This is a genomic window from Bradyrhizobium barranii subsp. apii (assembly GCF_011516635.5).
Lineage (GTDB): Bacteria > Pseudomonadota > Alphaproteobacteria > Rhizobiales > Xanthobacteraceae > Bradyrhizobium > Bradyrhizobium barranii.
Genome location: NZ_CP096255.1, coordinates 9,889,950 through 9,904,857 on the forward strand (window position 1 = coordinate 9,889,950; position 14,908 = coordinate 9,904,857).

Below are 14,908 nucleotides of genomic sequence, written 5' to 3' on the forward strand. Positions count from 1 at the left end.
AGAAAATTCAGCCGGAGAGAACGCCATGGCGCGCCTGAAGTTCGGAGCCTTCCTTGCCCCGCATCACCCGATCGGGGAACATCCGATGCTCCAGTTCCGGCGCGATCTCGACCTGGTCGAGCAGCTCGACGCGCTCGGTTATGACGAGTTCTGGTGCGGCGAGCACCATTCCTCCGGCTGGGAGATGATCGCCTCGCCCGAGATGTTTCTGGCCGCGGCCGGCGAGCGCACCAAGCGGATCAAGCTCGGCACCGGCGTGGTGTCGCTGCCCTATCATCATCCCTTCAACGTCGCCCAGCGCATGGTGCAGCTCGACCACATGACCGGCGGCCGCGCCATTTTCGGCTCCGGTCCCGGCGCGCTGGCGTCGGACGCGCACACGCTCGGCATCGACCCGATGACGCAGCGCGACCGCCAGGACGAGGCGATCGGCGTGACCCGCCGCCTGTTCAACGGCGAGCGCGTCACCGCGAAGAGCGACTGGTTCACCATGAACGACGCCGCGCTCCAGATCCTGCCCTTGCAGGAGGAGATGCCGTTCGTCGTGGCCTCGCAGATCTCGCCCTCGGGCATGACGCTCGCCGGCAAATACGGCATCGGCATCATCTCGCTGGGCTCGATGACGACGCAGGGCTTGATGTCCCTGCAACAGCAATGGCAGTTCGCCGAGGACGCCGCCAAGAAGCACGGCACCAAGGTGGATCGGGCGAACTGGCGCGTGCTGCTGACCTGCCACCTCGCCGAGACCCGCGAGCAGGCCCGCCGCGAAGCCGGCGCCGGCCTGATGCGCTGGCACAACGAATATAATGTCGGCACGCTGCAGCGGCCGGGCCTGACCGCGTTCGCCTCGCCCGACGAGGCCGTGGACAAGACCGCTTTCGTCGACGGTGCGGCCTCCGTGATCGGTACGCCCGACGACCTCGTCAAGATGATCAAGAACGTGATGCAGGTGTCGGGCGGCGTCGGCGCCGTGATCGGCTTCGTGCACGATTGGGCCAATCCCGAAAATACCCGCCGAAGCTGGGACCTGGTGGCGCGCTACGTCGTGCCGGAGATCAACGGCTATATCGACGGACTGCGCAAGTCGCAAAAGTTCGTGATCGAGAACCGCGCGATCTTCGAACGCGCCGGGCAGGCCGTGATGGCGAAGATCATGGAGAACGAGAAGGCTGCAGAGGCCTTGAAGGTGACCGGCGCCGGCCGCGTCGCCATTCCCGCCGTCAACGCCCCGGATTTGCAGAAGGAAGCGGCGAAGCGGTAGGCCCGTCGGAACTACGCTTGTAACGACGTTCACAAGAAAGTCATACCGGCCTGTGCTATGCTGACCCCGGTCAGCTGGCGCGGGTCGTAGTCATCTGTGTTCGCGCGCCTGTTCGGTCGGTCAACCGGAGCAATCGTCATGTCGATGCAGACTGTCGCCCCTGCGCTTCCGTTCACCGCACCCAGGCGCAACGAGCTGACGCACATCCCCGGCGACGCGGGCTGGCCGATCATCGGCAAGACCTTTCAGGTGCTCTCCGATCCCAAGGGACATATCGAAGCGAACGGCGCCAAATACGGCCCGGTCTACCGCACCCATATTTTCGGCGAGACCAATGTCGTGCTGCTCGGGCCCGAGGCCAACGAGCTCGTGCTGTTCGACCAGCAAAAGCTGTTCTCGTCGACACACGGCTGGAACAAGGTGCTGGGCCTGTTGTTTCCGCGCGGCCTGATGCTGCTCGATTTCGACGAGCACCGGCTGCATCGCAAGGCGCTGTCGGTCGCGTTCAAGTCGGGGCCGATGAAGTCGTACCTGAGCGATCTCGACCACGGCATCGCCGCGCGCGTCGCGCAGTGGAAGGCGAAGCCCGGCGAGATGAAGCTCTATCCGGCGATGAAGCAGCTCACGCTCGACCTCGCGGCGGCGTCGTTCCTCGGTGCCGATATCGGGCCGGAGGTCGACGAGATCAACCGCGCGTTCGTCGACATGGTCGCGGCCGCGGTCGCCCCGATCCGCCGGCCGCTGCCGGGCACGCAGATGGCGGCCGGCGTGAAGGGACGCAAGCGCATCGTGGCCTATTTCCGCGAGCAGATCCCGCTGAGACGCGGCAATCACGGCGGCGACGATCTGTTCTCGCAGCTCTGCCGCGCCACCCACGAGGATGGCGCCCTGCTCTCCGAGCAGGACATCATCGACCATATGAGCTTCCTGATGATGGCGGCGCACGACACGCTGACCTCGTCGCTGACCTCCTTCATCGGCGAGCTCGCCGCCAATCCGGACTGGCAGGACAGGCTGCGCGCAGAGGTTCTTGCGCTGGGGCTCGCACCGGGTTCGCCGAGCAGCTTCGACGACCTCGAAAAAATGCCGCTGTCGGAGATGGCGTTCAAGGAGGCCCTGCGGATCAAGCCGCCGGTGCCGTCGATGCCGCGCCGTGCGATGCGCGATTTCACCTTCAAGGGTTTTACGATTCCGGCCGGCACCGCCGTCGGCGTCAATCCGCTCTACACCCACCACATGAAGGACATCTGGCCGGAGCCGGATCGCTTCGATCCCCTGCGCTTCACCGAGGAAGCCCAGCGCAACCGGCATCGCTTTGCCTGGGTGCCGTTCGGCGGCGGCGCGCATATGTGCCTCGGCCTGCACTTCGCCTACATGCAGGCGAAGTGCTTTGCCCGGCACTTTTTGCAGAACCTCGAAGTATCGCTGGAGCCGGGCTACAAGCCGGACTGGCAGATGTGGCCGATCCCGAAGCCGCGGGATGGCTTGAGGGTGCGGGTGAAGGCGGTGTAGGCGCCCTCGCCGTCATTGCGAGCGAAGCGAAGCAATCCAGGCTGTTTCCGCGGAAACAGCCTGGATTGCTTCGTCGCTTCGCTCCTCGCAATGACGAAAGTTGCAGAGATATCGCGGGCTCAACTCTCGTGCCCCGGACGCGCTGCAGCGCTTGCGCCCCTGCGCAGAGCCGGGACCCAGCAAGCCAGAGGGTAAGCTGCGGATAGATGGGCCCCGGCTCTGCGGAGCGGCACTTCACGCCGCACCGCATCCGGGGCTCGAGACCTATCCGCTACGCCTCATCAAACGCCTTGCGCAACGCTGACAATCCCTGCTGCTGCTGGCTCCAGTTGCGACCGCCGGTGATGGCGCCGTCGATGACGAGGTCGTGGCCGTTGATGAAGCTCGACTCGTCGCTCGCCAGGAACACCGCGGCAAGGGCGATGTCATCAGGAATGCCGGCGCGCGGGATCGGCTGCGCGGTCTTGTAGATATCGCGCATCACCGCCGGCGTCTTCTCGGCGGCCTCTGTCGACAGCCCCAGCGCCTTGCCGAAAATGCCGGTCGCGATCGCGCCGGGCGAGATCGAGTTGACCCGCACGTTGGACTCGCCGAGCTCCATCGCCACGCATTTGGTGAGATGGATCACCGCCGCCTTGGCCGCGCCATAGACGACCGAGGAGGAAAAGCCGGCGAGACGGCCTGCGATGCTGCCATTGTTGATGATGCTGCCAGACCCCTGCTTCTTCATGACGGGCGCGGCATGCTTCATGCCGAGCATGACGCTGCGCACCAAGGTCGCCATCGCCGCGTCGAACCGCTCGACATCGAGGCCTTCGATGCCCCCGGTCTGCGCCGGGCCGCCGGCATTGTTGAACAGGCAGTCGATCCGGCCGAATTTCTCCACCGCGAGCGCGATCAGCGCCTGCATCTGCGCTTCGACCGTCACGTCGGTCTGGCGAAAGATGCAGGCGGCCCCGAGCTGCTTCGCCAGCGCCTCGCCTTCCGGTATGCGCCGCCCCGCGATCACAATTTTGGCACCTTCAGCAACGAAGACTTCCGCGGTACGCAGGCCGATCCCGCTCGTCGCGCCCGTAATCACTGCAACCTTGCCATCCAGCCTGCCCATGGAATGTTCCTGTTTTCGAATGATTTGATGTCAAATGGCGGACGCCGATCGATCTCGGCGCCGCGACAGTCACTATTCCTGCCGGTCTGCGACAAGGCAAGCTTTGCTTGTGCATGCGACATGCGTAACATTCCCGCTCCTTTCTCGATTTACGCGCGCATAGCGCAACCGGGCCGGGCATGGAGAAGCTGATCGACGAATTCCGCAAGGGCTGGCAGGGCGTGGCAGCGCCATCGCTCGCTCTGAGCCTCGGCTTCGCGGTCGCCTGCCTGCTGGTTGCGACGGTGGCGCGCTGGGGTCTCGCGCATGTGCGGCCCGACGTCTACTTCACCCCGTACTTTCCGGCCGTGTTCTTTGCCGCCGCATTCGGCGGCTTGCGGATCGGCATCATCACCGCGCTGGTCGGCGGCGTGCTCGGCGTCGTCGTCAATTTCAGCGACGCTCTTGCCGATCGCTCCAGGTTCACCTTGCTGACCCTTTATTGGGGCGTCTCCGCCCTCACGATCTGGGGCGTCGAGCATTATCGCGGGATGCTGGCGGAACAGCGCCGGATTTCCAAACGCCTGATCGAGGAAGAAGAATACCGCAAGCTGCTGGTCGACGAGCTCCAGCACCGGCTGAAGAACAAGCTGTCGACCGCGCACGCCGTGCTGCACCAGGTGCTGCACGACCAGCCGCAGGTCTGGGCCCGGATCGATCCGCGGCTACGGTCGCTGGCTGCAACCGACGATCTGATCTCGCGGATCGACAAGGGCGGCTGCGATATCCGCGATCTCCTGATCGCGGAGCTCGGACCTTACGGCCATGTCCGCTTCACGCTCAACGGCGACCGGCTGTTCCTGCCGCCGAAGCTCGCGGTCACGTCCCTGATGTTTCACGAGCTCGCCACCAACGCGGGCAAATATGGTGCGTTCTCCGCGCCGCGCGGATTATTGCAGGTGTCGTGGACCGTCAGCGGCGACCGTCTGACCGTCACCTGGGACGAAACCGAGGGTCCGAGCATCGACAAGGTCTCCGAGCCCGGCTTCGGCACCAAGCTGCTGAAGTCGGCGCTGTCGGCTTTCGACGGCAAGTCCGAGGTCTCGTATCTCAAGACCGGCCTGCATTGCATCATGCAATGCCGCATCCCGCAGAACGGTTAGACGCGTCACGAGCGCAAGAGACGCGCGCTCCGCTCGCAGTTTCGCTGCGCGCGTTGACGCTCCGTTAATGACGATGGGTCGGGCGCGTCGCATCGCCGCAAAACACCCCCGTATTTCTCCGTACCCCTTAACCAAACCTAAGAGGGAACTGCGCAAGATCGCGTCCATTGCAAAGGCGCGCTGAAACAACAAGATTCATGACTTCTATGAACGACAACAGATATTCCGGCGCGAGTGAAGCCGAGCTCGGATTTCTCAAGGAAATCGTTAGAATGCTGCCTGCCGGTCTGACCGTGCAGGACGCGCAGGGCGAGCTTCTCCTGGTTAACGATGTCGCGGCCGCCCAGCTCGGCATGGACGGCAGCCGTCCGTCGCCCGATCTGACGCCGCGCCGGGAAGCCTGCCAGCGGGCACTGAGGTCCGGCGAGGCGGTCATCTCCGAGGAAGCGCTCCAGGACGGAGCTGCACGCCAGGTGCTGCTGACCACCCATCGCCCCGTCCGCGTTGCCGGACGCGAGCTGCTGATCTCGGCGTCCTCCGACATCACCGAACAGAAGAATTTCGAGGACCAGCTGTTCCGCTCGGCCTATTTCGACGAGCTGACCGGCCTGCCCTCGCGGCGCGTGATCGAGCATCGCGCCGGCAGCCTGCTCGCGCGCGACGGCAAAGGCGAGCGTTTCGCGCTTGCTTTTCTCGACGTCGACAATTTCAAGCACATCAACGACTATTACGGCCACGCCGTCGGCGACGCGCTGCTGGTCGAGCTGTCGAAGCGGCTCGGGCGCGACCTGCGCGATTCCGACATGCTGTCGCGCATCTCCGGCGACGAATTCCTGCTGCTGCTCTCCCCGATCCAGAGCCAGGAGGAAGTCGCCGAATTCATGCAAGCGACGCTGGAGCGGCTGACCGCACCGTTCTTCATCGACAATTCGGAGGTCTTCGCCTCCACCTCCGTCGGCGTCAGCCTCTATCCCGACCACGGCCGCAGCTTCGAGACGCTGCGCCAGAACGCCGACATCGCGATGTACCGCATCAAGAACAGCGGCAAGGGCTCGGCGGCCTTCTTCGACGCCAGCATGGAGCGCGAGGCGCTGGCGCGGATGAAGATCGAGCAGTCGCTGCGGCTCGCCATCCTCGAAAAGCGGTTCTGCTGCGCGTTCCAGTCCAAGGTCGACATCCGCACCCAGGCCGTGACGGGCATCGAGGCATTGGTGCGCCTGCGCGACGACGAGGGCGTGATCCAGGCGCCGGGCTCGTTCATCAACCTTGCCGGCGAATTGGGACTCATCGACGAGCTCACCCATCTCGTGCTCGCCGAGATCGTCAAGTCGATCGACCTGATCAACGACAGCTTCGGCGCGGAAGCGACCATCAGCATCAACGTCGCCGCCAAGCAGGCCGGCAACCCCGAATTCATGCGCAGTTTCGCGCGGGCGCTGGACGAGACCGGCTTTCCGCAGCGCTTCATGATCGAGGTGACGGAAGACGCCTTCGTCGCCAAGAATCATTTCCAGACCGAGATCCTGCCGATGTTCCGCAAGCTCGGCGTCGGCATCTCCATCGACGATTTCGGCACCGGCTATTCCTCGCTCTCGGCGCTCGCCGACATCACGGCCGACGAGATCAAGATCGACCGCTCGTTCATCACCGACATCCATAAGCGCCCGCGCAGCCAGGGCATCTTGCGCGCGATCGAATCCCTGAGCGAAGCGCTCGGCATGACCGTGATCGCCGAAGGCCTCGAATCCTACGAGGAGCTGGCCTATCTCCAGGCCGCGACCAAGATCCGCTACGCGCAAGGCTATTATTTCGCCCGGCCGATCTTCCTGGAGGAGCTCAAGCTCGCGACCCCCGCCTCCAGCGAATCCCGTCCCGGCGTGTCCAACCGCCCGACGCAGCAGAACCGGCAGGGCTATTCGCGGGCGAGCGGGTACCGGCGGTAAGGCGACAACGGCGCAACGAGTACCGCCGTCGTCCCGGGGCGCGCAAAGCGCGAGCCCGGGACCCATAACCCCAGGGAGCAGTTGTGGAGCGAGGCTCCCACTCCTAGTCTTCGCCAAACTTCTCCCTGTGGGTATGGGTCCCGGGTTCGCTTCGCGCCCCGGGACGACGGCAATTGCTGAGCTGCTTACGTGCCATTTCCCCCTTTGAAATTACTGCCCTTTTGCTAATACACAGGCGGACTTCCCTGAGGTACGCCATGCCCTCCTCCCCCGACGTCAGCGATCCCGCCTATGTCCGCGCGCGGGCGATGGTGACGCTGTTCGAGCGGCTGGAGCATCTGTGCGAGGGCGCGATCGCGATCGATCGCGGCGGGCGGGTGATCTACGTCAACGAGAAATATCTGGCCTCGCTGGGCCTCAAGCACACCACCGAAGCGATCGGCCGGCCGATCGAGGAGATCATCCCGAACAGCTTGATGCGGAACGTCGCCGAGAGCGGCGAGCCGATCCTGCTCGACATCATGGAGCTCGGCGGCGAGCAGCTCGTGGTGACGCGCATGCCGATCGAGGACGAGGACCGCAACGTCATCGGCGCGATCGGCTTCGTGCTCTACGACCACCTCGAAAGCCTCAAGCCGCTGCTCGCCCGCGTCACCCAGCTCGAGAGCGATCTGCGGCTGGCGCGGCGGCAATTGTCCAACGCCCGCGCGGCGCGCTTCACCCTTGCCGATTTCGTCGGCACGACAGCGGCGATCGCGCAGGCCAAGGAGTTCGCCAAGCGCGCGGCGCGGCAGAGCGTGACCGTACTGCTCACCGGCGAGACCGGCACCGGCAAGGAGCTGCTGGCGCAGGCGATCCACAATACGTCCTCGCGCGCGGAAAAGCCGTTCGTCAGCGTCAATGTCGCGGCGATCCCGGAAACGCTGATCGAGTCCGAATTCTTCGGCACTGCGCCTGGCGCCTATACCGGCGCCGATCGCAGGGGACGCGAGGGCAAGTTCCGGATCGCCGATGGCGGCACGCTGTTCCTCGACGAGATCGGCGAGATGCCGCTGCAATTGCAGGCCAAGCTGTTGCGCGTGCTGCAGGAGCGCGAGATCGAGCCACTCGGCTCGGACAAGATCAGCAAGGTCGATGTGCGCGTCATTGCCGCGACCAACGTGGATTTGCGCAAGCGCGTCAGCGACGGCGCCTTCCGCGCCGATCTCTACTACCGCCTCAACGTGCTCTCGATCGACCTGCCCCCTCTGAGAAAATGCCTCGACGATCTGCCCAACATCTGCGCGCGGCTGATCGAGGACATCAGTGCCTCCGGCGATTTCCTCAATGCCAGGATCACGCCGAGCGGATTGTCGGCGCTCGCGCGCTACGACTGGCCCGGCAACGTCCGCGAGCTCCGCAACATTCTGGAACGCGCACTGATCCTGAGCGATTCCGGGCGCCTGACCGGCGACGATTTCGTTCACATCCTGCCGGTCAGCGCGGATGCCGGCCCTGGACCGGCGCCGCAGATCACCGGCTCGGTCGTCCCCTATGCCGAAGCCGAGGCGGAGTTCGAGAAACAGACGCTCGAGCATGCGCTCGCCGCCAGCAACGGCCAGATCTCGGAAGCCGCGCGGATGCTGCGCATCTCGCGCGCGACGTTCTACAAGAAGCTCGCCAAGTTCGGACTGGCGTCGGGATCGCCGCCTGTCTGACTTTCGAGACGGGCACGTGTCCGGAGTCTCGGACTCCTGACACCGCCATATCGGCGCTCGCCTGTGGCATTCGCGCGTGATCCGCCGCAATTTCAGGCATTCCCGCGCCAAGCTCCGGATCTGGCGCAGGGCTTGCTCTGAGGCGGCCTGAGGAAACGCATGGGCTGATGTGAAGCCAGGGATCGTTAACGCGAACGCATCGCGGCCTGCGACGATCCGGCACGCGCACGTCAAGAGACTGTCACATGAGCCTCGTGCAAGCTCCGCCGGAAGGTGGAATTGCAATGTATGCACACTTGTGCAAATCGCTGTGATCAAGGCAGTTCATTCAAGGAGGAAATCATCGTGCGTCGATCGCTCATTCTCACGGCAGCCATCCTCGGCCTGGCCGCGAACACCTCCGCGCAGGCCGACGACCTCAAGGTCGCGCTGATCTACGGCAAGACCGGCCCGCTCGAAGCCTATGCCAAGCAGACCGAAACCGGCCTGCAGATGGGTTTTGAATACGCCACCAAGGGCACCATGATGCTCGACGGCCGCAAGATCGTCGTCATCACCAAGGACGACCAGGGCAAGCCCGACCTGTCGAAAGCCGCGCTCGCGGAAGCCTATCAGGACGACAAGGCCGACATCGCGATCGGCACGACCTCGTCGGCCGCGGCGCTCGCCATTCTCCCCGTCGCCGAGGAGAACAAGAAGATCCTGATCGTCGAGCCCGCCGTCGCGGACCAGATTACCGGCGAGAAGTGGAATCGCTACATCTTCCGCACCGCGCGCAACTCGTCGCAGGACGCTATCTCGAACGCGGTCGCGATCGGCAAGCAGGGCGTCACCGTGGCGACGCTGGCGCAGGACTACGCCTTCGGCCGCGACGGCGTCGCCGCCTTCAAGGAGGCGCTCGCCAAGACCGGCGCGACGCTCGCCGCGGAAGAATACGCCCCGACCTCGACCACCGACTTCACCGCGGTCGGTCAGCGCCTGTTCGACGCTCTGAAGGACAAACCCGGCCGCAAGGTGATCTGGGTGATCTGGGCCGGCGCCGGCAATCCGCTGGCCAAGCTCCAGGACATGGATCCGAAGCGCTACGGCATCGAGCTCTCCACCGGCGGCAACATCCTGCCGGCACTGGCCGCCTACAAGGGCCTGCCCGGCATGGAAGGCGCGACCTATTACTACTACGAGATCCCGAAGAACCCGGTGAACGACTGGCTGGTCGCCGAGCACCTGAAGCGCTTCAACGCGCCGCCGGACTTCTTCACCGCGGGCGGTTTCGCCGCCGCGATGTCCGTCGTCGCCGCCGTCACCAAGGCGAAGTCGACCGACACCGAGAAGCTGATCACGGCGATGGAAGGCCTGGAGTTCGACACGCCGAAGGGCAAGATGGTGTTCCGCAAGGAGGACCATCAGGCGCTCCAGAGCATGTATCACTTCAAGGTCAAGGTCGATCCGAACGTCGCCTGGGCCGTGCTCGAGCCGGTGCGCGAGCTGAAGATCGAGGACATGGACGTTCCGGTCCGCAACAAGCGCTGATATCAAGTTCCCTCTCCCCGCATCGGCGGGGAGAGGCTTCTTCCACATTCCCAGAGTCCTCCCGATGGCCCTGACGTTAGAGACGCGCGACCTCACCATCCGCTTCGGCGGCCATGTCGCGGTCAACAACGTCACCTGCACGTTCCGCCCCGGCGAGCTCATCGCCATCGTCGGGCCGAACGGCGCCGGCAAGACCACCTATTTCAACCTGATCTCGGGCCAGCTGCGCGCTTCACACGGCAGCATCCTGTTCGACGGCACCGACATCACGCAGCATTCCGCACCGCTGCGCACCCGCGCGGGCCTCGGGCGCGCCTTCCAGCTCACCAACCTGTTTCCGAACCTCACCGTGGAAGAGAACGTCCGCCTCGCGGTGCAGGCCGCCAGCGGCACCCATTACGACATGCTGCGGCCCTGGATGGTCCGCCGCGACCTGATCACCCGCGCCGATGCCATCCTCGACCAGGTCGCACTCGGCAATCGCCGCGGCGTCGCGGCGACTGCGCTGTCGCATGGCGACCAGCGCAAGCTCGAGGTGGCGCTGATGATCGCGCTCGAACCCAAAGTGTTCATGTTCGACGAGCCGACCGCGGGCATGAGCATCGACGAGGTGCCGGTCGTGCTGAACCTGATCGCGCAGCTGAAGCAGGACAAGAGCAAGATCATCCTCCTCGTCGAGCACAAGATGGACGTGGTGCGCTCGCTCGCCGACCGCATCATCGTGCTGCACAACGGACAACTTGTCGCCGACGGTCCGCCGGCAGAGGTGATCGCCTCGCCGATCGTGCAGGAAGCCTATCTCGGCGTTGCCCCAAAGAGTGCCGCATGACCGACCTGCTCAAACTCTCCGGCGTGCACACGCATATCGGCCGCTACCACATCCTCCAGGGCATCGACCTCGCGGTCCCGCAGGGCCAGACCACCATGCTGCTCGGCCGCAACGGCGCCGGCAAGACCACGACGCTGCGCACCGTCATGGGCCTGTGGCAGGCCTCCAGCGGCGAAATCACGCTCGCAGGCGAGCGCATCGAGAGCCGCGCCACGCCCGACATCGCGCGGCTCGGCGTCGGCTACGTGCCGGAGAGCATGGCGGTGTTTTCCGACCTTACGGTGAAGGAAAACCTGGTGCTGGCGGCCCGCGACGGCCCGCTCGACGATACCCAGCTCGACTGGATTTTCGGCTTCTTCCCCGCGCTGCGCCGGTTCTGGCTGTCGCGCGCGGGAAGCCTCTCGGGCGGACAGAAGCAGATGTTGTCGATCGCGCGCGCCATCGTCGAGCCGCGCAAGCTGCTGCTGATCGACGAGCCGACCAAGGGGCTGGCGCCCGCGATCGTCATGGCACTGATCGAGTGCCTGAAGGAGATCAAGCGCAAGGGCGCGACGATCCTGCTGGTCGAACAGAATTTCTTTGCCGCCCGCGAGCTCGGCGACAACGTGCTGGTCATGGACAACGGCACCATCGTCCATCGCGGCGAGATGGCGGCGCTCGCCGCCGACGTGGCGCTGCAGGAGCGGCTGCTCGGCCTGAGCCTGGAGGCGCATCAGTGACTGAACTCGCCGCAAATGATCCGCTGCCGAAGCCGAAGCGCGATCTCGCGCCGATCCTGCTGCCGATCGCGCTGGCGCTTGCGATGATTCCACTGGTGGGGTCACCCAGCACCTGGCTGACGCTGACCGCCGCGAGTCTCGCCATGGGCATGATGATCTTCATCATGGCTTCGGGGCTGACGCTGGTGTTCGGCCTGATGGACGTGCTCAATTTCGGCCACGGCGCCTTCATCGCCGTCGGCGCCTATGTGGCGACCCTCGTGCTGGCGCCGTTCGCGGCCTCGATGCAGGCGGATTCGCTGTGGATGAACCTCGCCGTGCTGGCGCCGGCGGCGCTGCTGTCGATGGCGGTATCCGGCGCGCTCGGCCTGGTCGTCGAGCGCATGCTGATCCTGCCCGTCTATGGCCAGCATCTGAAGCAGATCCTGATGACGACGGGCGGCCTGATCGTCGCCGAGCAGACGCTCTATGCGCTGTGGGGACCGCAGATCATCCCGACGCCGCTGCCGACATCGCTGCGGGGCTCCTTCATCCTCGGCGACGTCGCGATCGCCAAATACCGCGTGCTGGCGATGCTGGTCGGCCTCGCCGTCTTCATCGCGATCCAGCTCGTGCTCAACCGCACCAAGCTCGGCCTGCTGATCCGCGCCGGCGTCGAGAACCGCGAGATGGTCGAGGCGCTCGGCTATCGCATCCGCCGCCTGTTCCTCGGCGTGTTCATGACGGGATCGGCGCTCGCCGGCCTCGGCGGCGTGATGTGGGCGCTCTATCGCGAGCAGGTCCATGCCTCCATGAGTGACGACCTCACCGTCTTGATTTTCATCGTCGTCATCATCGGCGGCCTCGGCTCGATCGGCGGCTGCTTCATCGGCGCCATCCTGGTCGCGATGGTGGCCAATTACGGCGGCTTCCTGGTGCCGAAACTCGCCCTCGTCTCCAACATCCTGCTGATGGTCGCCATTCTGATGTGGCGGCCGCGCGGCCTCTATGCGGTGACCAGCCGATGATGCTCCTGTCAGGCGATCCGCCGAAGAGCCGCGTGCTCACGCTTCTCCTCATCGTCATCATCCTGGCGCTGGCGGCGACGCCGTTCCTGTTCCCGGGCGCCAAGGCGCTGAACGTCGCGGCCAAGATCTGCGTCTTCGCCGCGCTCGTCGCCTCCTACGACCTCCTGCTCGGCTATACCGGCTCGGTGTCGTTCGCCCACACCATGTTCTACGGCATCGGCAGCTACGCCATCGCGATCGCGCTGTACGGGATGGGCCCGAACTGGGCCGCGGTCGCGACCGGCATCGTCGTCGGCCTGCCGCTCGCGGCGCTGCTCGCGCTCGCGATCGGCCTGTTCTCGCTGCGGGTCGCCGCGATCTTCTTTGCCATGATCACGCTCGCGGTCGCCTCCGCCTTCCAGGTGCTGGCCTCGCAGCTCTCCTGGCTGACCGGCGGCGAGGACGGGCGCAGCTTCCAGCTGCCGGAGTTGCTGCGGCCCGGCACGGTGCTGATCTCCAAGAACCTGTTCGGATTCGAGATCAACGGCCGCATCCTCACCTTCTACCTGGTGTTCGCCGTCTCTGCCCTGATGATCCTCGCTTTGTTGCGTGTCGTGAACTCGCCCTTCGGACGCGTGCTCCAGGCGATCCGCGAGAACCGCTTTCGCGCCGAGGCGCTCGGCTTTCGCACCGTCTTCCATCTGACCTACGCCAACTGCCTCGCCGCGCTGGTCGCCGCCAGCGCCGGCATTTTGAACGCGCTGTGGCTGCGCTATGCCGGCCCCGACACCTCGCTCAGCTTCTCGATCATGCTGGACATTCTGTTGATGGTGGTGATCGGCGGCATGGGCACGATCTACGGCGCGATCATCGGCGCCACCATCTTCATCCTCGCCCAGAACTATCTGCAGTCGCTGATGGGCGTCGCCTCCAAGGCGGCGAGCGAAGCAGGCCTGCCGCTGCTGCCGGGGCTGTTGCATCCCGATCGCTGGCTGCTGTGGCTCGGGCTCCTGTTCATCGCCAGCGTCTACTTCTTCCCGACCGGCGTCGTCGGACGGCTGCGCAATGCAGGCCGCGACAAGAGCGCGGGCGCTTCGCATTAGGCCGGCATTAATGATGCAGCGCAGCGGTTGTGATGGGCACGGCACAACCGCGACGTGATTCCCGCCCCACTGCATACGGGCGCGACTGCACAACCGGATTAATGCTTAGTGTCTGTTCCAAAACATGTTGAGTCGAATGAATCGGTTGTGATTCAAGGTGAGCGGCCTGATTCGATGGGGACGCGCCGCCAATGTGGACTACCGAGAACCGTGCACGCTACGACCGCAGCCGCCTGCGCTATCCGAGCGACTTGACCGACGAGGAGTGGGCGCTGATCGCGCCTCGCATCCCGCCGGCCAAGCGCGGCGGCAACAAGCGTACGGTGGACCTGCGCGAGATTGCCAACGGGCTGATGTACATCCTGAGCACAGGTTGCCAGTGGCGCGCGATCCCCAAGGACCTGCCGCCGCGCTCGACGCTGTATGGCTACTTCGATCTGTGGAGCTGGAACGGCACGCTCGATAAAATTCATCACGCCCTCTATGTCGAATGTCGCGAAAGGGCCGAGCGCGAGGCTTCTCCCACCGCCGCCATCATCGATAGCCAGAGCGTGAAAAGCGCTGAAAAAGGGGGCCTCATGATCTCCATGGCTACGACGCGGGCAAGAAGATCAAGGGCAAGAAGCGGCACATTCTCGTCGACACGCAAGGCCTCTTGATGCACGCCATCGTGCATGCGGCGGACATCCAGGATCGCGACGGCGGCGTGCTCCTGATGGCAACGTTGTTCGGCCTCTATCCCTTTCTTCTGAAGCTCTACGCCGACGGCGGATATCAAGGGCCACATTTCCAGAAGGGGCTGCGTAGCGCTCTGAAGCGCGTGAACCTCGAAATCGTCAAACGCTCCGATCAGGCTCACCGTTTCGTCGTCTTGCCCAAACGCTGGATCGTCGAGCGTACCTTTGCCTGGCTCGGGCGATGCCGAAGACTGTCCAAAGATTGGGAATGCTTCAATCACAGGGCGCTCGCCTTTCTCAAGCTGGCCTCCATCCGACTCATGCTGCGAAAGCTATGCAATCCAAGGTAATCTTTCCGGACAGACTCTTAGGTAACTGGCTTTCCTAAGGTTTGCGCCATT

General features: G+C 64.7%; 11 protein-coding genes and 1 pseudogene. 11 read left to right on the forward strand and 1 reads right to left on the reverse strand.

Annotation, left to right across the window (positions count from 1 at the left end):
* Positions 1–25: 25 nt before the first annotated feature.
* Both HAP41_RS47020 and HAP41_RS47025 read left to right on the forward strand, forming a co-directional pair.
* The gene (locus tag HAP41_RS47020; RefSeq protein WP_166066343.1) at positions 26–1,261 is read left to right on the forward strand and encodes an LLM class flavin-dependent oxidoreductase; all 1,236 of its coding nucleotides are present in this window, start codon (positions 26–28) and stop codon (positions 1,259–1,261) included.
* Between the two features lie 138 nt (positions 1,262–1,399).
* Entirely contained in the window at positions 1,400–2,773 is a 1,374-nt protein-coding gene (locus HAP41_RS47025; protein WP_166066334.1) for a cytochrome P450, read from the forward strand.
* A gap of 271 nt (positions 2,774–3,044) precedes the next feature.
* On the opposite strand, the gene HAP41_RS47030 is transcribed toward HAP41_RS47025, so the two are convergent.
* Positions 3,045–3,881, reverse strand: coding sequence for an SDR family NAD(P)-dependent oxidoreductase (locus HAP41_RS47030; protein ID WP_166066318.1), 837 nt, complete (start codon positions 3,879–3,881; stop codon positions 3,045–3,047).
* Positions 3,882–4,060: 179 nt separating this feature from the next.
* On the opposite strand from HAP41_RS47030, the gene HAP41_RS47035 reads away from it, so the two are divergent.
* The 9 genes and pseudogenes from HAP41_RS47035 to HAP41_RS47075 all read left to right on the forward strand — a co-directional run bounded on the left by HAP41_RS47035 (position 4,061) and on the right by HAP41_RS47075 (position 14,857).
* Positions 4,061–5,023, forward strand: a complete 963-nt coding sequence (locus HAP41_RS47035) for a sensor histidine kinase (protein WP_248577162.1) — start codon at positions 4,061–4,063, stop codon at positions 5,021–5,023.
* A gap of 206 nt (positions 5,024–5,229) precedes the next feature.
* Positions 5,230–6,966, forward strand: coding sequence for a putative bifunctional diguanylate cyclase/phosphodiesterase (locus HAP41_RS47040; RefSeq protein ID WP_166066279.1), 1,737 nt, complete (start codon positions 5,230–5,232; stop codon positions 6,964–6,966).
* Positions 6,967–7,223: 257 nt separating this feature from the next.
* Complete coding sequence (locus HAP41_RS47045; RefSeq protein ID WP_166066274.1) at positions 7,224–8,663, forward strand: sigma-54 interaction domain-containing protein; 1,440 nt, start codon at positions 7,224–7,226, stop codon at positions 8,661–8,663.
* Positions 8,664–9,008: 345 nt separating this feature from the next.
* Positions 9,009–10,193 carry a substrate-binding domain-containing protein gene (locus tag HAP41_RS47050; protein ID WP_166066246.1) on the forward strand — a complete coding sequence of 395 codons (1,185 nt, stop codon included), beginning with the start codon at positions 9,009–9,011 and terminating at the stop codon, positions 10,191–10,193.
* A 64-nt stretch (positions 10,194–10,257) separates the two neighbouring features.
* Positions 10,258–11,022, forward strand: a complete 765-nt coding sequence (locus HAP41_RS47055; RefSeq protein ID WP_166066232.1) for an ABC transporter ATP-binding protein — start codon at positions 10,258–10,260, stop codon at positions 11,020–11,022.
* Positions 11,019–11,741, forward strand: a complete 723-nt coding sequence (locus HAP41_RS47060; protein ID WP_166066215.1) for an ABC transporter ATP-binding protein — start codon at positions 11,019–11,021, stop codon at positions 11,739–11,741. The genes HAP41_RS47055 and HAP41_RS47060 overlap by 4 nt, the downstream gene beginning before the upstream one ends.
* Positions 11,738–12,748, forward strand: a complete 1,011-nt coding sequence (locus HAP41_RS47065) for a branched-chain amino acid ABC transporter permease (RefSeq protein ID WP_166066180.1) — start codon at positions 11,738–11,740, stop codon at positions 12,746–12,748. Before HAP41_RS47060 ends, HAP41_RS47065 begins: the two co-directional genes overlap by 4 nt.
* Entirely contained in the window at positions 12,745–13,830 is a 1,086-nt protein-coding gene (locus HAP41_RS47070; RefSeq protein ID WP_028149341.1) for a branched-chain amino acid ABC transporter permease, read from the forward strand. The genes HAP41_RS47065 and HAP41_RS47070 overlap by 4 nt, the downstream gene beginning before the upstream one ends.
* A gap of 191 nt (positions 13,831–14,021) precedes the next feature.
* Positions 14,022–14,857 (forward strand): annotated as a pseudogene (locus HAP41_RS47075) (IS5 family transposase).
* The last annotated feature ends 51 nt before the right edge of the window (positions 14,858–14,908 follow it).